Origin of the sequence: Bacteroides pyogenes (assembly GCF_014196225.1) — a bacterium.
Lineage (GTDB): Bacteria > Bacteroidota > Bacteroidia > Bacteroidales > Bacteroidaceae > Bacteroides > Bacteroides pyogenes_A.
Genome location: NZ_JACIDI010000001.1, coordinates 315,668 through 336,292, shown reverse-complemented (window position 1 = coordinate 336,292; position 20,625 = coordinate 315,668). Strand labels below are relative to the sequence as shown.

Annotated in this window: 12 protein-coding genes; 4 read left to right on the top strand and 8 right to left on the bottom strand. The window is 48.7% G+C overall.

The genetic code is table 11. The features are described from left to right. The first annotated feature begins 590 nt into the window (after nucleotides 1-590). Nucleotides 591-737, top strand: a complete 147-nt coding sequence (locus GGR07_RS13765) for a hypothetical protein (RefSeq protein WP_172545172.1) — start codon at nucleotides 591-593, stop codon at nucleotides 735-737. 1,007 nt (nucleotides 738-1,744) lie between these two features. On the opposite strand, the gene GGR07_RS01265 is transcribed toward GGR07_RS13765, so the two are convergent. Continuing rightward, nucleotides 1,745-4,522 carry a transglutaminase domain-containing protein gene (locus GGR07_RS01265; RefSeq protein ID WP_034543653.1) on the bottom strand — a complete coding sequence of 926 codons (2,778 nt, stop codon included), beginning with the start codon at nucleotides 4,520-4,522 and terminating at the stop codon, nucleotides 1,745-1,747. 296 nt (nucleotides 4,523-4,818) lie between these two features. Between GGR07_RS01265 and GGR07_RS01260 the strand changes: the two genes are divergently transcribed. Further along, the gene (locus tag GGR07_RS01260) at nucleotides 4,819-4,956 is read left to right on the top strand and encodes a hypothetical protein (protein ID WP_172545184.1); all 138 of its coding nucleotides are present in this window, start codon (nucleotides 4,819-4,821) and stop codon (nucleotides 4,954-4,956) included. 589 nt (nucleotides 4,957-5,545) lie between these two features. Here GGR07_RS01260 and GGR07_RS01255 read toward each other — a convergent pair. The 3 genes from GGR07_RS01255 to dinB form a co-directional block, all read right to left on the bottom strand. Beyond that, nucleotides 5,546-6,247, bottom strand: coding sequence for a DUF4627 domain-containing protein (locus GGR07_RS01255; RefSeq protein WP_021646855.1), 702 nt, complete (start codon nucleotides 6,245-6,247; stop codon nucleotides 5,546-5,548). 556 nt (nucleotides 6,248-6,803) lie between these two features. Beyond that, nucleotides 6,804-8,738, bottom strand: coding sequence for a heparinase II/III domain-containing protein (locus GGR07_RS01250; RefSeq protein WP_034543639.1), 1,935 nt, complete (start codon nucleotides 8,736-8,738; stop codon nucleotides 6,804-6,806). A 1,585-nt stretch (nucleotides 8,739-10,323) separates the two neighbouring features. After that, nucleotides 10,324-11,415 carry a DNA polymerase IV gene (dinB, locus tag GGR07_RS01245; RefSeq protein ID WP_027325556.1) on the bottom strand — a complete coding sequence of 364 codons (1,092 nt, stop codon included), beginning with the start codon at nucleotides 11,413-11,415 and terminating at the stop codon, nucleotides 10,324-10,326. A gap of 431 nt (nucleotides 11,416-11,846) precedes the next feature. Here dinB and uvrA point away from each other — a divergent pair, with 431 nt between their 5' ends. After that, entirely contained in the window at nucleotides 11,847-14,621 is a 2,775-nt protein-coding gene (uvrA, locus tag GGR07_RS01240; RefSeq protein ID WP_122056558.1) for an excinuclease ABC subunit UvrA, read from the top strand. A gap of 560 nt (nucleotides 14,622-15,181) precedes the next feature. Here the strand turns inward: uvrA and GGR07_RS01235 are convergent. From GGR07_RS01235 to GGR07_RS01225, 3 genes are read right to left on the bottom strand one after another with little or no spacing between them, the layout of a single operon-like run. Further along, entirely contained in the window at nucleotides 15,182-15,667 is a 486-nt protein-coding gene (locus GGR07_RS01235; protein WP_034543644.1) for a porin family protein, read from the bottom strand. Nucleotides 15,668-15,691: 24 nt separating this feature from the next. Beyond that, on the bottom strand, nucleotides 15,692-15,901 hold the full coding sequence (locus GGR07_RS01230) for a hypothetical protein (RefSeq protein ID WP_021646868.1): 210 nt from the start codon (nucleotides 15,899-15,901) through the stop codon (nucleotides 15,692-15,694). After that, nucleotides 15,898-17,328, bottom strand: coding sequence for a carbon starvation CstA family protein (locus GGR07_RS01225; RefSeq protein ID WP_122056557.1), 1,431 nt, complete (start codon nucleotides 17,326-17,328; stop codon nucleotides 15,898-15,900). Before GGR07_RS01225 ends, GGR07_RS01230 begins: the two co-directional genes overlap by 4 nt. 107 nt (nucleotides 17,329-17,435) lie before the next feature. Here GGR07_RS01225 and GGR07_RS01220 point away from each other — a divergent pair, with 107 nt between their 5' ends. Continuing rightward, entirely contained in the window at nucleotides 17,436-18,893 is a 1,458-nt protein-coding gene (locus GGR07_RS01220; RefSeq protein ID WP_034543645.1) for a glycoside hydrolase family 10 protein, read from the top strand. Between the two features lie 511 nt (nucleotides 18,894-19,404). On the opposite strand, the gene GGR07_RS01215 is transcribed toward GGR07_RS01220, so the two are convergent. After that, nucleotides 19,405-20,613 (bottom strand): hypothetical protein, encoded by a 1,209-nt coding sequence (locus tag GGR07_RS01215; protein ID WP_034543654.1) that lies wholly within the window; start codon nucleotides 20,611-20,613, stop codon nucleotides 19,405-19,407. Nucleotides 20,614-20,625: the final 12 nt, after the last annotated feature.

Sequence of the window (20,625 nt, the reverse complement as noted above, 5' to 3'; positions counted from 1 at the left end):
GACTTAAAAAAATCATTGCTCTGATCAGGATGCCGTACGATTTATCGACTCTCAATCTTGAAAAAAATACCTGAACAAAAACCTTCGCAAAAAAACAAAGGAGAACAGGAAAATTGACGGTTCAATATTATTGTACTACTTGTATTGTTTATCAATATGTCAAAGAACTTGGATCGACTTTCTTTTCAAAAGCGGGTGCAAAGGTAAACGGTTTATTTCAAACCGCCAAATTTTAAAGGAAGTTTTTTTCAGCATTTCTTTTCGGAAAACCCGTAAACCTCTCTGTAAGAAAGATAAAGACAACCCAGAAAAGAAAAAGCGGGAAAAGAACCCATCCTTTGCGGCACGGACGGTAAAGATAAGCATTTTATTCCCATAACTCCAAATTTTAATGGGGAGTTTTTAAAACAAGGAAAAAACAGAATATCAAACCCCCACCGGGCTTTTGCAACATGTCAACCTTAGAAAGCCCTCCCACGCCGGGAAAGCGGGTGCAAAAGTAGAAACTTTTAAAACAACATCCAAATATAAAAAAGAGTTTTTCAAAAGAAAATGCAGAAGAAAAACATAAGAGACTAAGGAGCAGGAAGATGAGAAAGGACATGAAAGAAAGCCAAGCGGGGGACTGTTGGGATGATTCGGAAAAACAAACAATATATATGACCAAAAACATTAAAGAAAGCCAAGCTATCTACTCGCCTGTTGTTGCCCCCCGCCAGAACAAACAAGGTGTGTGAGCAAGAGCATTTAAAAAAAGCCCCGCAGATGAGAAAAGCGCAGCGGACAAGGTTCAGAAGGGAACAAGGACCAACAAAGAGGATATACATTAAACCTCGACAGGAATATCCAAAGAGCCGCAGGCGATGCCTATATACGATATACCGGTCAAAACGAAAACCTGCCATACATATATAATATATAACCTTCCAATGCACGGTTGTTGCTGTCGCCCCCCTTCACCGCCTGCCATACACATATAATTATATAACGGGGTCTCTTGCTGCGCGAGATTATTACGCATGTGAGGAGCCGGGAAGCAGAGTGCAGGGAAAGAAAGCAAAAGGGAAACTGCCGGCGAACTCGATTGCAGAGGACGCAAGCAGGCGCTAAAAAAATTGCCGCCGTTTATTCGACCCACAAGAATTTCTCTTAAACAGCTTACCCCTCTGCCGTTCGCGTTCCATTCGTCTTTGGTCTGTGTTTTATTCGTCTGTCGTTCGGCAGACGAATAAAACACAGACCAAAGACGAATAAATGGTTAAAAGAAAATGACTCTTCCCCGCAGTGAAACGGAAAAACACAAGAAAACAAGGTGGCACAAGATGCACAAACCGACCTTATATATCTACACGCTTATATAGGTTGCAAGCCTATGGGAACAATAAAAACTGAGGAAATAAAAAACAAAGAAACATGAAAAGAAAAATAAATGGGGAATACAAAAGGAGTTTTCTCGGAAAAAAGAAATAGCCAAGAAATGTGTTGCACGGTAGTGTAAAACAAACTGTGTCAGCAAAGAATAAAGTATTAACTTTGCTGACACAATTTAATTTACAACCTGTTGCACTATTCCCTGGACTTTTCTACCTATTATTATAAAGTTCATCCGTTTCTTATAAATCAGGAGTCCCGATGACAAATCAATTCCAGCCTATTTATTATAGGATTCATATACTTTACTTAGACTGTGAAATGAATTATAGCGAGCATCTCCGGTCTACCCCATAAAGCTCATCCACTCTATTTAAAGTCCGTGAATCACTTTAAGCAATTGCTCTCCCAATCCGATAGTATATCCTTGCGAAACAAAAACCACCCTGTTGAACGTATCGGAGATGATAAACAGCGGAAGATTTGTTTGACCGGAAAGCTTCATGGAAGTTACAATCTGCTTCCGGATACTATTGTCGATATCGATACCATAAATAATAGTAGAGGGTAACCCCGGGAACTCATCGGGGCGGAACTTCTTGTATTGCTCTTCAGACGAGAAAAGAAGAACGATTTTCCGTCCCCATTTTTCAAGCCCGGCACTCCGGGCAGCAATATCCCTCAACGCATGATTGGTAGGTTCCTGCCCTACTCCTAAAATTCCGACCACAAAATATCCACGCCCACAAGCCTGTAAGAGACTTCGAGAAGAACATTCTCCTGCCGTTTCATTTGGTTCGTTTCCACAAGAAGCACTTGTCCGACTTACCTTATCCGTACCTACCGGACGATACAGAGACTCCGAATTGAAACTGCCTATAACTTGCACGGCATCCTTACTCTCGCGCATCACCAAATCAGTTACAGTTCTTCCTCCACTCGCTACATTAAAGAAAGAAAGACGCGAGAGAACCGCACCGCTGGCCAGACGGGTTCCGGTGACGAGCATATAATATCCCTCATCCAGTCTTGCTCCCCGCTTCAACAGATTGGCCCAAGTCGCACCACCGCCCATATCAACATCGCCCTCGTCATAGTTTAACAACCGGAAAGTACCGTCTTTAAAAACAGATAGCGTAAAATGAGAGTAATATTTCGGATCGTCTAAAGAAGGAACGGGTTTGTATGTCGCGGACACAAGACCAGCAGAAGCCTGCGACGGAACACTTTCCAAGAAATCCACATCAAAAAGCCGCCCTTCTTTCAACCGGACTTCTTTCCCATTCTCCATAAAAGGATTTTCATCCATATACTGCACCTTACCCGTTACCTCATCAATCCATGCCGGTATACCCAGTGTGCGAGCCATCGCCACAAAGAAGATATCACGAGATTTTTCATCGGCTATCTTCGCTTTCCACACGCCTGCCGGAGAGATTGGTATACGTTGCGAGTTCAAGCCATTATCTATTTTAATGTTTTCCTTACACCATTCCACCAAGCGGACGGGGTTCTTAACGAATGCTTCGGCATCGGCCTGCGGAATTACATTATTGAAAAAGCCGCGATAAGGCGTTAACATTTCATTGGCCACGCGCTGATTAGCCACCCTGACACTTGCTGCCATCCCCACTTTCCGGGGGTCAGGTGCATGACGAATAATATCCTCCAACACAGTTGCCGACACATCCCGCCAATCTTTCGCAGAAAGCGCCTGAAGAAGTTCGACGGCAAGTTCCTGCTTATCTTGAGTCTGAGCAGTTTGGACAAAATCGAGCAACGTCTGATAGTTGCCTCTGGAAGCAACCAGCATCTTCACCATGCTACTCCTTGTGTGCGAAGCAAGGTCTATCTCTTTCAAAGCAGCTTCCGCCCGCTCCTCTGTCATCATGGTAGCCACGTACGCATTCCGTATAGAGTCTTCCTGCGCCAATCTCCGGTCATTTTCCGCACGCATTTCGGGAGAGACTTCCGGCAAATTCGCTCCTTCGGCAGGAGGAGTTATATCCAATTCCAACGTATGAGCATCCCCCTCCTTACGGTTTAACGCCACTTCCACAGTATCTTCTTTACCGAACGAAACCTTTCGATAACCGAATCTGCCGTCCTTAGAAACCCATACCAGCATGTCTCCCTTTCCCGCTGTCAGCGCAGCTTTTCCTTCCGTGTCGGTATGCTTGGCGGCAACCGTATAAAACTCGGCATAGTTGTAAACCTTAAATTCTACCTTCGCCCCTGCTACTGCCGCACCCTTCTCATCGGTAACCCGAACCGTCACTTTCGCTGTCGGGGCATAATTGTCTATCACATTGATTTCAGTATAATTGGAAGTTTCACGCATAATCTCTTCAGGACCATCGTAATGCCCGAACACTTTGGTATGCATCAACATTCCCCGGCTGGCAGGTGCATTGAACCATCCCAGATTCAAGACCGGCTCCGGCTCGCAAGCTCCGAAGAAATACCATTCTCCGTCAGCCCATGCTTCCACCCATGCGTGATTGTCATCGGTATGAGCCCAGCGAGGAGTATAGACCTGACGAGCAGGAATACCGACCGACCGCAAAGCCGCTACAGTGAATGTAGACTCTTCTCCGCAACGTCCGTAAGCTGTTTTCACCGAAGCAAGCGGAGAGCTGGTCCGCGCATCGCTCGGGCGATATACCACTTTCTCATGACACCAATGATTCACTTCGAGAATAGCCTCTTTCATGGAAAGCCCTTTCACTCGCTCCTTCAACTCCTGATAAAACACTCTTCGCGAGTCGTCGAGATTCTCATTATTCACTCGAACAGGAAGAACAAAATGACGGAACAGCTTGTCGGGAATATCCTTCCCCCAGCTCATTTCAGCTCGGGCCTGCTCCGACAAACGGTAGTTTTCCAAATAATACTCGCCGGGGTAATCTGTCAAATCACCTATCGGCATGTAGGCATAAAGAAACATCAAGGCCTCTCTTTCGGCAACAGAAAGGTCTGCTTGCGAAAAGATTGCAAATAAATCGCCGTTAGGAAGAGCCTCTTTCTTTCGTTCAAAATCATCGAGCACTTTATTACGATAGGCCTCTTCTTTGAGGAAGTGAGATTGACTGCAAGCTCCGAGAAAGAAAGGAAGCAAAAACAGAGGGAGAAGACGAACAAGTGTTTTCATATATCTACGCATCTATATTATATAATAAGGTATAGCAATAATAGCGACAAATTTACAAGATTTTATCATAAGGACATAATAAAACATCCGGAAAATAAACGGGAAAGAATTGTAACAGAAATGTAATATCCGTTATATTTGAGCCTCTATAACAAGAAAAAACTAAAATAAAAAGCGATTTTATATGTTTTATAGCATATATTTCAAAAAGGAATCGTATATTTGCAGCGTAAATAAGAAACAAAAGTAAAACCGCTCTTCAAAACGTGGAGAGCAAAAAAAGAGGAAAAAAAGTTATGAAAAAGAATGTAAATGAAAAAATCATGATGTTACAATACCGCATCAAACGCTATCAAGCAATGGGAAACGGTATTATGTGTCAAACCTTAAACGGTAAACTTCAAAAACTGCTGAACGAGCAGATTGCCATGTAATTAAGCACACAGAAATATAACAATGAGAGCGGGGAGTCTTTTCAGATTCCTCGCTCTCTTTTTATACCCGCCGTAAATGAATGAACCAGCATGCAAAACAAGCGGATGAAATGAAAAGACGTCCCCCTCTTTTCAGGGTAGTCCGGAAAGGCGATACGTGAAGCACTCTTTGTTCATAATAAAGAAAACGATTCAACACTTTGCATTGCCGAAGGAGGCGGTTTCGTCACATGCATGTAACCGGCATTGGGAGGATAAGGTCTATTCACCGGATATCAAAACCTTGTGTATGAAAAACATGAACCGAGGCTTTCCGCACTCCCCTTTCTTTTCCATATACGAACCGGTATCATGAAGAGCAGGCCTCAGTGCCGATATTTCATACAAGCACAAAAAACTCTTCCTAAGAAACTTTTCGCGTTTGCCTAAATGCGTTTTTTCTCAGGCAAACGCGAAAAGTTTTTTAGGAAGCAATCGTTTCTTTCTGCAAGTTCTATCTTTTCAAAAACGGCTCTTTAAAGGCCCCTTTTTCTTCGGGGATCGCCGTACGCGCTTTATTTTGCAGCGAGACTATCCCCGACCCGCGCCTTTATTTCTTTTTCAACGAAACATCCGAAACTTCTACGACAGCCCCTTTACCCTGAGCAAGGATAGCCACGTAGCAATCCTTCAGGATAGCTGCATCGTCGTCCGTATCGGTAACTTCCAGATTGGGATTGGCTTTCTTGCTGTTGATTACATTCACCACCTGGCTCATGTCGTAGTACACAACCACTTTCGTCCATTTGCCTGCCGACTTCAACTTAAAGTTGTATTGCGCTCCCGAAGCATTCGGCTGCGCGTCCGCATCATAATCTCTGCGCACGAAGAATGTGGTGTTCGCCTTGCCGGCCTCATTCTTTTCTTCGTTCGTCTGTTTGATGTATACCCCTACCTGAGTGTCCTCCTTGTCTGCCTTTGCATAGAAAGTGAGCACGTACACTCCTCTTTCCAGCCCCTTCGTCACCCGCTGTCCCAAGAAAGCCTTGTACCACGAAAGATTTTTCTCGGCTCCCGAATTATCCATCTTCACCGCATTCGGATAGGCCGTGTCCGATGTTTTCGTCCATGAGATGGTCGTAGCGCCTTCCGTTTCATTGTTCATTACAAACCATTCACCCTCGTTCGCTTTGTTCGGGTTGGTGACTTTCGCAGTCACTTCGGTTTCAAACTTACCGTTATTAATCAGATTCTGAGCACTGATTCCGGCTCCCATTGCAGCCAAAAGGCTAAAAAATAATACTTTTTTCATACTTATATCATTTAAAACAGGTTATTATTTGCAAGTTGTTTCAATTCTTACTCCCCTTGATTTGAGACGACCTGTTGCGACCGATTTGTTCGTGTGACAGGCCGGGCAACCGGCTATTCGACGAAAAACGCAAACCAACAGAAGCGAAAAAGCTGCTCAAACCAAGAATCAAAATCATTCAAATCATGCGGAGTACCGACCGTTTTCATGCGGAAAAACCACTCAACTCAAGAATAAAAATCATTCAAACCGTGCGGAGTGCCGACCGTTTCCACGGAAAAAAATCACTCAAATCAAGAATCAAAATCATTCAAATCATGCGGAGAGCCGACCGTCTTCATGTCGAAAAGCCGCTCAACTCAAGAATGAAAATCATTCAAATCGTGCGGAGCGCCGACTGCTTTCATGCAGAAAAGCCGCTCAAACCAAGAATCAAAATCATTCAAATCATGCGGAGCACCAACCACTTTCATGCAGAAAAGCCGCTCAAAGAACGAACGAAAACAAAAGGAAGTCGCCAGTCAAAAACTTCTTTGCAGAAGGTTGAAACAGCTTCTTATTTTATTTTCCGAATAACAAATCTGTAACTGCCGCTCAACCGTTTCTCATCCGTTTTCAGTGTAATGCGGTAGATTTCCTTTCCCCATACGTTCGAAAGGCGCGGATCGGTGAGCTTTATCGTTTTGAGTTCGGGCTTGAATTGAGACGGATATTCCATCTCCACTTTCTGCCCTTTCACCTCGACGACGATTCTGCCTGCCGACGGGAAAGACGTTTCACCCCAAACGAGGAAGTTGAACTGATTGGGAACTACCGCCTCGCTAAGCTCGTAACGGTCGGTGATGGTGAGCTTGGCATCGTCGAGAGCATACCCGCGTACCCAGCTTTTCACCTTCGCTTCGGACGGGTATGCCGATGCGATATCCAAAGAGAAAGTCCGCTTTCCGGCGTTGCAAACAGCGTTCGTCGCCTTGTACTCCTGCCCGAATGCCTCGCCAACTCCGTTAATCACAGGCAGGTTGTGGTAATTGCTCTGCATCGTCCAGATCGTGTAACGCTCTTTGCTGAATGTCTGTTTAGTGTATGTTCCCACCCCGGCGTCGATGAATACGGGGATGGTATTGACGTAGAAAGAGAACGTTCCCACATCATTATGGTTATGGCTCTCGTTGTTGAAGCCTCCTTTGGCAGCCACAAACAGGCCTTGTTTGCTCTTCATGTAGCAAAATTCGGTCTCGGGATACCAAGTCACATCGGGCATATCGTGCTTGGGTGCAGTCTGCGCCAGCTCGTTGCAGCAGAGCAACGATTCGAGCGATCGGAAAGCATCGTTGCCCATCGTAGCATACGGTTTCCTCCCGTTGAGCAGGTAAGCGGCGAAGTGCTTCATCTCATCGCTGCCCACCGCCTTTCCATACCGATAGATCAGAATAGGATCTCCCCCGCCCTGAGCGGACGCATCGGCAAAGTTCACCACCCAACCGTTGCCCACATAAGAACGTGAAATGTACTCGCCCATCCTCCGTATCATCGGTTCGTGGAACAAAGAAACCTTTCCTCCCGTTCCTTGGTAAAGGATTTCGAGGTAGTCGAACAGCTTGCCGGCGGCATGTCCCCAGTAAGAAGGACCTTCTTCGCAGGCCCCGTCGGACTTTACGAAGTTGATAAACTTATCGACCGACTGCATGGAACGATACACCGCCTTCGCCAGTTTGTCCTTGTTGTTCTCCATCAACAGAAAGCAAAGCAGGACGTTGGAGTTACACCACGGGTTCCAGTTGTTGATGATTTCGCCCGGTTTCCAACCGAACGCCATCCACCACATCTCATCGTCATTCATATAAGGATCGAGTATACGCTCCTTGATTGCTTTGCGCATTTGCAGCGAAACGACCGGATTGATTTTATCGAAAGAACTGCGGAAAAAGTAGTGTACCCATGCCATCAAAGCTCCGTATCCGCCCGACCCCAAGTCGATGATCTGTTCACGAAAGTCGGGTAGCGACCGCTTGCTGCTCTGACGGGGCAAGTGTGCCGAAAGCACCCACGAAGTCATCTCGCAACTGAAAAACGCTCCATTCAGCAATTGGTCGATGAAACGTCCTTTCCCTTCGGCAAGTTCGGCAAGCATCAGCGCGTTGAGAGCCAATCGGTTGGCTTCGTAAGGCTGCTGCATCACATTGCGGTCGCCGGTGCGTTCGTACGCCAGATAAGCAGTGGCAGGGATCGATTTCCACTGGTAAGACAAGTATTTCTCCCCGTTTGCAATTAGCTTTTGCTTGTTTTCCCCCATCAGAGAGTCCCATGCCGCCCGGTCTGTATAAGCCGGATACGCCACCCAAGCTTGCTTCATTACCAATACGTTTTTCAACGTTGCTTCGTCTGCCGCCCGTTGCAGCATGTTGCGCTCGGTGTAAGCGTAGGCCTTGAAAGACAAGCTTCCCGCAACCGCCAGCAACAGAATACATAGCCAATGTTTCGTTCGATTCATGATATTATATAGATTTTAAACAGCACAAAGATAAGAGTTCCTATATAATATAAGGTGAAGAAATCATACGAACCTGATGGCAAAATAGTACAAACGACCGGGTTCGGGCGTTCGAAGCGTCCTGACAAGGGTTTTGTCTGCCGGAAATGGAAGTTCCCGCTGTGGCAAGCAACGAGTTTTTTCATGATGGAGAGAGCCTCGTGGGTTTGGTGAGCGACAGTGTTTTTACAGGGAAGAAAATTCTGTGAGTTTGACGGACAGAGTGTTCTTAGAATGAAGAAAGACTGTGAGTTTGGTGAGTAGAAGTGCTCTTACAGTACAGAGAAAGGTTGCGAGTTTGACGGACAGAAGTGTTTTTACAGGAAAGAAAGCCCTGCGAGTTTGATGAACAGTAATGTTCTTAGAATGAAGAAAGACTGCAAGTTTGACAAACGGCAGTGTTCTTAGAATGAAGAAAACCTGTGAGTTTGGCGAGTAGAAGCGTTCTCACAGTATAGAGAAAGCCTGCGAGTTTGGCGGACAGAAGTGTTTTTACAGGAAAGAAAGCCCTGCGAATTTGGTGAGTAGAAGTGTTCTTACAGTACAGAGAAAGCCTGTGAGTTTGACGGACAGAAGTGTTTTTACATGAAAGAAAGCCCTGCAAGTTTGACAAACGGCAGTGTTCTTACAATGAAGAAAACCCTCCGAGTTTGGCGGACAGAAATGTTTTACGGGGAAAAGAGCCAGCGAATAACGGGACCAGAAACGCTGTCTGCGGTAAAATAAAGCCGGTGAATATGAGGAACACAGGCTCTTCTTTATCAGGGAGAAAATCTGTGAGCGCAAAAACAGAGCTCTGTCCGTTCCGAATAGAAGTTCTATTCACCTCAAACAAAGGTTCTGTTTGCTGTAAATAGAACCTTTGTTTTTCCATTTAGAAAGGTCAGGCATGTTTCAGACAGAACTCTCGACGGGCGAAACAATTCGTAAACCTGTACAACGTCGTGCATCCAATCGGCATCAGACAGGACTCTCGGCGGCCGAAACAACTCGTAAACCTGTACAACGTCGTGCAACCAATCAGTACCAGACAGAACTCTCGGCAGGCGAAGCAGCGGCTTCACTCCGGTTGTGCCCACTAAAGGGTAAAGCAAGATTCTTACAAGAACAAACCGAAACTTCCACAAAGAAAGCGAACAACACTACTCACATCCGCCCTCTAAGAAACCAAGAAAAAACCGAGCCCCTTACAGAAATAACAAAAAGTCTTCATTAGGTTCGGCTGCCATACACAGAAGAACAAACCGAAACTTCCACAAAGAAAGAAAGCAATACTACCCACATTCGCTCTCCAAGAAACCAAGAAAAGACCGAGCCCCTTACAGAAATAACAAAAAGTCTTCATTAGGTCCGGCTGCCATACATAGAAAAACAAACCGAAACTTCCACAAAGAAAGCGAACAACACTACTCACATCCGCCCTCCAAGAAGCCAAGAAAAAAACGGGAACCTTATAGGAATCACAAAAAATTTTTATTCAGTCCGGCTGACATACACAGAAAAATAACCCCCAACCTCACCCCAAACCTCGATGAGGAAACACGCCTCACTCCCAATCGCTAAATTCAAAGCTAAGCTGTTCCCAAACGCCATGCTGCTCCGGGCCTTCTTCTTTCGGATGAGAAACAGAAAGACCGATGAGCCGGATGGGGTGCTGTTCATAGTCGACGGTTTTGAGCAACTCCTTTGCCAGCGGTAGCACCGAGTCCAGGTCGGTCAGTTCTTGCGGACGGGTTGCGCTCCGGGTAATCTGGGTGAAGTCGTGAAACTTTATTTTGAGCGTCAGCGTATTCCCCCTGAAGGCTCTCCGCCGAAGCCGTTCAACGAGTTCCACCGCCACGTGGTAAAGCTCGATGATAACCGACGAACGCAGGGAGATGTCTCGTTCCAGCGTCCGTTCGCAACCGACGGACTTGCGTATGCGGACTGCCTCCACCGGACGATCGTCGATGCCACGGGCGCAATGGTAATAGAGAGAACCTGCCTTCCCGAAATGAGCCGTCAGCATTTCGAGCGTGCAATTCCGCAGTTGAAGCCCGTTGCGGATGCCGAGCAAGTGCATCTTCTTTGCCGTCACAGGTCCTACACCCCAGAAAGACTCGATGGGAAGACGGGCGATAAAGTCGAGAGCCTGCTCGGGATGAATGGTACACAAACCGTCAGGCTTGCGGCGGTCGGACGCTATTTTCGCCAGAAACTTATTGTACGACACACCCGCCGAAGCCACCAGATGCAGCCTTTCCCGTATCTTCCTCTTAATCTCTGCGGCTATATCCACCGCCAGAGGAATGTTCCGTTTGTTCTCGGTGACGTCGAGAAACGCCTCATCCAACGAAAGAGGTTCCACCAGATCAGTGTACTCATGAAAGATTTCGTGAATCTGCCGGGAGACGGATTTATATACATCCATCCTTCCGGGAACGAAGATAAGCGAGGGACACAAGCGTTTGGCTTTCTGCGAAGACATTGCCGATCGCACCCCGTAGCGGCGGGCTTCGTAGCTGGCAGCGGCAACCACTCCCCGCTCCTCAGCATGTCCCACAGCCACCGGCTTGCCCCGCAGCTCGGGATTATCCCTTTGCTCCACCGAGGCATAAAACGCATCCATATCGATATGTATAATCTTCCGCAGCGACATCGGTTCTGTTTTACAAAGGCAAACGTACTACAAATTACCGAAAACGGAAAAAAGAAACGCATGAAAGAAGCACGAACCCGGCAGAAAAAGCATTGTTCCGAAACGGAGTTTATAACCTGCGTTATACATCAAGAAGCACAAACTCCGTAGAAAAAGCATTGTTCCGAAACGGGACTCATAGCCTGCGTTATACATCAAAAAGCACGAACTCCGCAGAAAAAGTATTGTTCCGAGACGGAACTTATAGCCTGCGTTATACATCCAGAAAGGCGAACCCGGCAGAAAAAGCATTCCGGAGAGGCGGGAAAGGGCGGTCGACAGACTTCACACACAGGCAGCCGCAGCCGGAAATATCATCTTAATGCAGCAAAAAGGTTTCTTCTACCGAGAAAATCGTTAACTTTGCCGCCTACTACAGAAAAGAAGCATTTATGTCAGAAAACAACTGTATCTCTATCAGAGGAGCACGGGTGAACAACCTGAAAAACATCGATGTAGATATTCCCCGCAACCGGCTTGTGGTAATCACCGGACTCTCGGGTTCGGGCAAATCGTCGCTCGCTTTCGACACGCTATACGCCGAAGGACAACGCCGTTACGTAGAAAGTCTGAGCAGTTACGCCCGCCAGTTTCTCGGAAGGATGAGCAAACCCGAGTGCGACTTCATTAAAGGAATCCCGCCCGCCATCGCCATCGAGCAGAAGGTAAACAGCCGGAATCCGCGATCGACCGTAGGAACATCGACCGAGATATACGAGTATCTGCGCCTGTTGTACGCGCGCATTGGCAAAACATTCAGTCCGGTGAGCGGAGAAGAGGTGAAGAAACACTCTACGGAAGACATCGTAAACTGCATGCTCTCTTATCCCGAAGGAACGAGATATACGGTGCTGACATTGATTCGCCTGCGTGAGAACCGCACGTTGCAAGAGCAATTGGAGATCGACCTGAAGCAAGGATTCAACCGCGTGGAGGTGAATGGCGAGATGAAACGCATCGACGAATACACTCCGGCGAAGGGCGATGAAGTCTACCTGCTGGTGGACCGCATGGCTGTGGCAAGTACCAAAGATGCCGTGAGCCGCCTGACCGACTCTGCCGAAACGGCGATGTACGAGGGCGACGGAAATTGCATGCTTCGCTTCTACCTGCCCGACGGAAGCACACGCCTTCATTCTTTCAGCACGAAGTTCGAAGCCGACGGCATCGTTTTCGAAGAGCCAAACGACCAGATGTTCTCGTTCAACTCGCCCATCGGAGCTTGTCCCGAGTGCGAAGGATTCGGTAAAGTCATCGGCATCGACGAGCATTTGGTCGTACCCGACCGTTCGTTGTCGGTATACGACGGCGCCATCGTCTGCTGGCGAGGCGAGAAAATGGGCGAATGGAGGGACGAACTCATCCGTAATGCGGAGAAATTCGGCTTCCCTATCTTTACCCCTTACTACGAACTGACGGACGAGCAACGGAGAACGCTTTGGGAAGGCAACGAGTATTTCGGCGGCATCAACCAGTTTTTCCGCATGCTCGAAGAGAATCAGTACAAGATACAATACCGCGTAATGCTTGCACGTTATCGCGGGAAAACGCTCTGTCCGAAATGTCGGGGCACACGGCTGAAGCCGGAAGCGGGCTACGTGCGGGTAGGCGGCAAAAGCATCTCGGAACTGGTAGACCTGCCCGTCACCGAACTGAAGCGGTTCTTCGACACCCTGCGGCTGAGCAAACACGACACGGACGTAGCGCGGCGCATCCTTGTGGAAATCAACAGCCGCATCCGCTTCCTTATCGACGTGGGATTGGGATACCTCACGCTCAACCGCCTCAGCAACTCCTTGTCGGGCGGGGAAAGCCAGCGTATCAATCTGGCAACGTCGCTCGGAAGCAGCCTTGTAGGAAGTCTTTACATCCTCGACGAACCGAGCATCGGGCTTCACAGCCGTGATACCGACCGGCTTATCCGTGTGCTGAGGCAGTTGCAGCAATTAGGCAACACGGTGGTAGTGGTGGAACACGACGAGGAAATCATCCGTGCCGCAGACTACATCATCGACATCGGGCCGGATGCCGGACGTCTCGGCGGGGAAATCGTCTATCAGGGCGACATGAAAGACCTGCGGGAAGGAACGAAAAGCCATACGGTACGCTATCTTCTTGGAGAAGAAAAAATACCCGTCCCCCGGCACCGCCGCCCGTGGAACAACTATATAGAACTGAAAGGCGCACGCGAAAACAATCTGAAAGGAGTAGACGTACGCATTCCGCTGAACGTTATGACCGTTGTTACGGGAGTCTCCGGTTCGGGGAAAAGCACCTTGATACGCGACATCTTCTACCGGGCGTTGAAACGCGAACTGGACGAATGCAGCGACCGTCCGGGCGAGTTTTCTTCCATCGGAGGAAGCCTGCGCGACCTGCGCAACGTAGAGTTTGTCGACCAAAACCCCATAGGAAAGTCCTCACGCTCGAATCCGGTGACCTATATCAAAGCCTACGACGAGATACGGAAGCTGTGGGCAGAGCAGCCGTTGTCCAAGCAAATGGGATATACGCCGGGCCATTTCAGCTTCAACAGCGAAGGCGGACGGTGCGAAGAGTGTAAGGGCGAAGGCTCCATCACGGTGGAAATGCAGTTCATGGCCGACCTCGTGCTGGAATGCGAGTCATGCCACGGAAAGCGTTTCAAAGCCGATACGCTGGAAGTAAGATACAACGGCATGAACATATACGACGTGCTCGAAATGACGGTGAACCAAGCCATTGAGTTCTTTACCGTCCACAAGCAGAAGAAAATAATAAAGAAACTGCTGCCGCTGCAAGAAGTGGGTCTGGGATACATCAAGCTGGGGCAGTCGTCTTCCACCCTTTCGGGGGGAGAAAACCAACGCGTCAAACTTGCCTTCTACCTGAGTCAGGAGAAAGCGGACCCAACGCTCTTCATCTTCGACGAACCTACTACGGGACTGCATTTTCATGACATCCGCAAGCTGCTCGACGCGTTCGACGCATTGATTCGCAGAGGACACAGCATCGTAATCATCGAGCATAACATGGATGTGATTAAGTGTGCCGACCACGTGATCGACTTGGGTCCCGAAGGAGGAGACAAAGGAGGAAACATTGTGGCGGCAGGTACTCCCGAAGAAGTAGCGGCTTGCGGCGCCAGCTATACGGGACAGTTCCTGAAAGAGAAACTGGAAGAGTGAAAAGCACGTGCAAGAAATAAGGCGGAGAAACACCTGCGGAAAAATTGTTCGTACACGTAGCAGGCGAGGAATATACGTAAAAATCTATTGGGAAGGCATATATGAAAAGCTGCTGTTGCAGATCGCAGGCAAAGAATAGCAATAAGAAATAAGGTGAAGAAACACTTTTTCGAATTCCTGAAACTCACAGGAGAAGAAAGTTCTTGCCTAAGAAAAAAGGCGTGTTTGCTTAAGAAGATTTTCGCATTTGGGCAAGTACAATAACTTTTTCAGGCAAGTGCAATTACTTTTTTGGGCAAGCGCAATTACTTTTTCAGGTAAGTGCAATTACTTTTTCAGGTAAGTGCGATTATTATTTCAGGCAAGCCCGAAAACCTTTTCAGGCAAAGAAGGAGAAATGACAACTATTCCTTTTTTCGTACCTCTTACCCCGCCTGCGCAGATATAGGCTTATTCCGAAAGAAATCTCCGAATGGCACTGCAAGACGCCGCAAGCAAACCGGAGGAAAGAAACCTTCTCAAACCCGAGATTACGAAAAAGGGAACAGTTGCCGAACCGGTTAGAAATAAAACCCGAAGCCGACTTTCACCCCGAAGCGCGACATGTCGCTATCGTTGAAGCGCCACTTGTAATAAACCGCCGGTTCGATGGTAACGGTGCGCGAAAGGAAGTAAGCATATCCCGCTTCGATGCCCAATCCCCAATCGCTGCGATGGTTCTCACTATCCCAACGAAAATGGTTCCAGTCGATACCGCCGCCGAGGTAAATTCCCGTAGAATTGAAATACACACGCATTCCCGTACCCAGATTATATTCGTCCACCGGCTTCGACCAATCGGCTCCGGCATTCACCAGCAAGGCAATACCGTCTGCCAGAAAAGTACCGACTTGCGCGCCGATACCGAAACGGGCTTTATCATGCTGCGAATACGAAAAGTTCAACCCGCTCAAGGAAGGGTTAATAATCACGGTGCCTTTCTCAAACTGCGCCGAAGCAGTCACCGTCACCGTCAACAAGCAAATAAGTAATGCAAATTTTCTCATCAAATTAATTAATTAGTAAATAAACTATCTGTCATTCTCGCGGCGGTCTCGCATTTGCTCTTTCTTTCGGAGCACCAGCCACAGAAGTGCTACAATGATATACGAGCCCGCCACCGTGAGATATTTCTCGGTTTGACTGATTTCCGTATTGCGCGGCAACAAGTAAGCAGCCGTGACGGAAACATAAACAAGAAACGCAATCGCAATCTTCGTCGATCTTTTTATTTTTTTCATACGGATAATTTCCTTTCTTTCCGACGACTGAGCCAAACGGCAAACCAGACAACGGCAACCAATGTACATCCTGCTCCGAAATAATAGGAAACCGCATGCGACAGTCCCAGTCCTTCGGGAGCGATACAAATATATGTAGAGCATACGCTTGTCATAAACAACGCGGACACCAACGTTATCCAATAGGGTTTCTTCGAAATGGCGAGGTAGACCGTAACAGCCCACAGCGTGAATACCGCCAGTGTCTGATTGGCCCATGCGAAATAACGCCATATCATATTAAAGCCGTTCGCGTCGCGCAGACTGTAGAAAAGCAAACCTACAGCCACAGCGAACAGCGGAATACAGATGTAGAGGCGAGACTTTACGCGCTTTTGCTCCATTCCCAGAAAGTCCGCCACAATGAGCCTCGCCGAGCGGAAAGCCGTATCGCCCGACGTAATGGGGGCGGCAATCACCCCCAACACAGCCAGCACACCTCCCAGAGAACCCAGCCAATCTTTCGTGATCACATCTACGATAACGGCGGCATTGCTTTCTCCCATTCCGTTCTCATGGAAGAAATAGGTGGCGGCGGCCGCCCAGATAAGCGCAACCACACCTTCGGTGATCATCGCCCCGTAGAAAACCGGGCGACCGTGACGCTCCGATTTGAGGCAACGAGCCATCAACGGGCTCTGAGTGCCGTGGAAACCGGAGATGGCTCCGCATGCAATGCTGACAAACATGATGGGGAAAACAGGAAGTTTGTCGGCTTCCGGATTTGTGTTGTGCAGTCCGTCCCACAGTTCGGGCAAAGGCGGATGATGCACGTAAAGCATCAGCAATATCCCGACAGCCATAAACAGCAACGCAATGGCAAACAGCGGATATATCTTGCCGATAATCTTGTCAACCGGAAGCAAGGTAGCCAGAATGTAATAAACGAATACCACAATGATCCAGAAAGTGGCGTCCAACCCTTGCGGTGTCAGCTTGGCAAGCAGCCCGGCAGGCCCTGCAACGAACACCGAGCCTACCAGAATCATCAGGATCACCGTAAAGCCCCGCATGATTTGCTTGGTCGTCAATCCCAGATAACGACCGATGATTTCGGGAAGGCTTTCGCCTCCATGGCGCATGGAAAGCATTCCCGAGAAGTAATCATGTACTGCGCCGGCAAAGATACTTCCCAAAACTATCCATAGATAAGACGAAGTTCCGAACTTTGCGCCCATGATAGCCCCGAAGATCGGCCCCAATCCGGCAATGTTCAGAAACTGAATCATAAATATCTTCCACGTAGGCAAAGGGATATAGTCTACTCCATCCGTTTTGGCCAGTGCCGGCGTTCTCCGGTCGTCGGGACCGAAAATGCGCTCCATCAGGCGTCCGTATGTAAAATAACCTGCTATCAGCATCAACAGGCAAAGCGTAAACGTAACCATGGCATGCTCTATTTATTGGCGCAAATGTAACATAATCTCATGACACAAACCAATATTACGGACACTTTTACTAACTTTGCGGGGATTTAAAACAAAAGCGCAAGGGTATGAGGCGATATCTTTTTATTCTCTTATTTCCGTTTTTATATTTCTCCGCCACGGCGCAACCCAAGCAGGAGGTTCGTGCCGCATGGGTTACGGCAGTGTACGGTTTGGACTGGCCGCGAACGAAAGCAACGACTCCCCAAAGCATCCGGCGGCAGAAGGAAGAGCTCACGGATATACTCGACAAACTGAAAGACGCCAACTTCAACACCGTGCTTTTTCAGACACGCACACGCGGCGACGTGCTGTATCGCTCGGACATCGAACCGTTCAACGCCATACTGACGGGCAGAGCGGGTGGCGATCCGGGATACGACCCGCTTGCTTTTGCCGTGGAAGAATGCCACAAGCGGGGGATGGAATGCCATGCGTGGATGGTTAGCATTCCGCTGGGCAGCAAGAAGCATGTGGCATCGCTCGGAAAACAGTCGGTGACGAAACGGATGAAGAGCATTTGCGTGCCGTATAAGAACGAGTATTTCCTCAATCCGGGGCATCCCTCCACGAAAGAGTATCTGATGAAGCTGGTAAAGGAAGTAGTGGGCCGGTACGATGTAGACGGCGTACACTTCGACTATCTGCGTTATCCCGAACATGCGCCCCGCTTCCCCGACCAATACGACTTCCGGCGTTTAAGCAAAGGACGCACTACGGACCAGTGGCGCCGGGACAACATCACCGAAATCGTGCGCTATATATATAAAGGTGTAAAAGCCATGAAGCCTTGGGTGAAAGTAAGCACCTGCCCCGTAGGCAAATACCGCGACACGTCGCGCTACTCTTCATACGGCTGGAACGCTTTCTTCACAGTGTACCAAGACCCGCAGGGATGGCTGGGCGAAGGCATTCAAGATCAGATATATCCGATGATGTATTTTCAGGGAAACAGCTTCTACCCGTTCGCACTCGACTGGCAGGAACAGAGCAACGGAAGGCACATCATACCCGGTCTGGGCATTTATTTCCTCCATCCCGACGAAGGGAAATGGAGCCGTGAAGAGATAGACCGGCAGATGAACTTCATCCGCAATCACGGCATGGCAGGGCAAGGACACTACCGTGTGCAGTATCTGATGGAGAACACACAAGGGCTTTACGACGAACTGATAGAAAACTTCTACGCTTATCCCGCACTGCAACCGCCGATGAAGTGGCTCGACAACATCGCCCCGTCGGCACCGTCGGACTTGAAAGCAACGCCTGACGAATACGGCTATACAGAGCTCACATGGCGCGCCTCGACGGACAACGATCCGCACAACGCGCCGATGTATGTGGTGTATGCTTCCGACGAATATCCCGTAGACACCCGCCGTGCGGAAAATATCGTAGCGCAAAACGTTCGCGACACCCGCTATGTTTATGCCCCGATACGGGTATGGACTGCCAAAAAGTATTTCGCTGTAACGGCCATCGACCGATACGGCAATGAAAGCGAAGCCGCGCAATTGGCAAAATAAGTTTTCAGTAACGGACTGCAAACAAAACCTCTGTTTACTATAAACAAAACTCTATCGGTGAGAGACAAAAATTCTATTGATTACAAATAAAAGTTCTGTTGGCTGCAAGCAGAAACTCTGTTGACTGAAAACAGAAGCTCTGTTGATTACAAACAGAAGTTCTATTGAAAACAAACAAAAGCTCTGCTGACCGCAAACAAAAGCTCTGCTGACCGCAAACAAAAGCTCTGCTGACCGCAAACAAAAGCTCTGCTGACCGCAAACAGAAGTTCTGTTGACTGAAAACAGAAGCTCTATCGATTACAAACAAAAGCTCTGCTGATTACAAACAGAAACTCTGCTGACCGCAAACAGAAACTTTATCGGTTATAAACAGAGCTTTCATTGGGAATAAATAAAACCCCTGTTTGCCATGAGCGCAGTTTCCGGTTGCCATCAATCGAAATGCGGCAACGCAGTGACAGGCTAAGCAAGCGTCCGTTCCCTTACCCGCAAACGCAGATGCCGCCACCTACAGCGATTCGGAAGCGTGTTCCCCGCAAATCATCCAAGCCCTGTATTTGCTGTGCTTGCTCACCGGAACCAGCGACAGATAGCCCGAGCGAATCTTCCCGTCCTCTATTTCAAGCGGAAAGGCCGCCGCCATCCGCCGGTGTTCCGCCAGCGCTTCTCCCTCTGCGTGATGGTAGCCGATACGCATTTCTCCTTCGGCATCCGCTGCCATATAACGGTCTTTCACGCACCGCGCCACCACTCCCATATTCATCCGCAGGTTGATTTCCACACAAGGATGTATCCGGTGGCAAGGCTTCTCACCCGGGAAATGGCAAATCATCATATCCACTCCCAGATAACCCTCGCAGACAGAGCCGATGAGCCTCGACAATTCTTCCTCCAGACGAACTTTCAACCGCTCTATCGCCCCGACGGGAACATAAGCGGAAAGTTTCTCCCGGATGCGTTCGTTGCTCAACAAGTAGTTGCCTTCGTACATGCCGCTTCCTCCGGTTCGGAACAGGGAATAGCCCGCGAAAGCCACCGCTCCCCTGCCGTCGGAATGAAACTCCATGGCAAAATCGGCTGTCTTCCGGTACACAGGCTCGCCAATCACCCCGCCTTGCGAAGCGCCGATACGCTCGCACCAGCCCGAAATGAACGAAGTATATGCTCCTTTGCACCAGTTCAGCCCCTTGCCGCTGCCCGAAAGAGGAGCTTTCAACAGGCAGTTCTCCCGCCCTTCCACAAAGCTCCGCCACTCGTCGGGCGTCTTCAGGTAAAAGGCTTCGCCGCAAAAATACTCGTCCGTTTGCAATGTCCGAAGCAATGCCGCCGCATGCGAACGGTGGGAATACGTTCTCAACGCTTCCAGACCACCGGCGGAAGGGAGGCTCGATTCGGCGGCGCCCAACGAAAGCAGCCGTCGCCGCAAAGCCGGATCCCATCCCCACGGAGAAAACGAATAGCCTGCCGCATCCGCCACTTCGGGCGGAGTGACCAGTTCCACCCGCATTCCCAGCCGCTCTTGCATCTCTTTCAGAAAATCCGCCGCATACGCCGAAGGAGCCAATACGGCATTCCCATCCCCGGCATACCACACCGGAAGCAAAGCCAAATCGGAAGCCATTTGCCGTGCCGACGCCGGAGCCATGTAATGGCTTTCGCCGCTTGCCAACGCCAAGTCGTGCTCCGGATTGAATATATAAAGACGTTTCCCCGTCATTTCGTACAACAT

Coding starts and splice junctions, on each gene's coding strand:
- GGR07_RS13765 (WP_172545172.1), top strand. CDS start 591: ATGAGAAAGGACATGAAAGAAAGCCAAGCGGGGGACTGTTGGGATGAT.
- GGR07_RS01265 (WP_034543653.1), bottom strand. CDS start 4,522: ATGAAAACACTTGTTCGTCTTCTCCCTCTGTTTTTGCTTCCTTTCTTT.
- GGR07_RS01260 (WP_172545184.1), top strand. CDS start 4,819: ATGAAAAAGAATGTAAATGAAAAAATCATGATGTTACAATACCGCATC.
- GGR07_RS01255 (WP_021646855.1), bottom strand. CDS start 6,247: ATGAAAAAAGTATTATTTTTTAGCCTTTTGGCTGCAATGGGAGCCGGA.
- GGR07_RS01250 (WP_034543639.1), bottom strand. CDS start 8,738: ATGAATCGAACGAAACATTGGCTATGTATTCTGTTGCTGGCGGTTGCG.
- dinB (WP_027325556.1), bottom strand. CDS start 11,415: ATGTCGCTGCGGAAGATTATACATATCGATATGGATGCGTTTTATGCC.
- uvrA (WP_122056558.1), top strand. CDS start 11,847: ATGTCAGAAAACAACTGTATCTCTATCAGAGGAGCACGGGTGAACAAC.
- GGR07_RS01235 (WP_034543644.1), bottom strand. CDS start 15,667: ATGAGAAAATTTGCATTACTTATTTGCTTGTTGACGGTGACGGTGACT.
- GGR07_RS01230 (WP_021646868.1), bottom strand. CDS start 15,901: ATGAAAAAAATAAAAAGATCGACGAAGATTGCGATTGCGTTTCTTGTT.
- GGR07_RS01225 (WP_122056557.1), bottom strand. CDS start 17,328: ATGGTTACGTTTACGCTTTGCCTGTTGATGCTGATAGCAGGTTATTTT.
- GGR07_RS01220 (WP_034543645.1), top strand. CDS start 17,436: ATGAGGCGATATCTTTTTATTCTCTTATTTCCGTTTTTATATTTCTCC.
- GGR07_RS01215 (WP_034543654.1), bottom strand. CDS start 20,613: ATGACGGGGAAACGTCTTTATATATTCAATCCGGAGCACGACTTGGCG.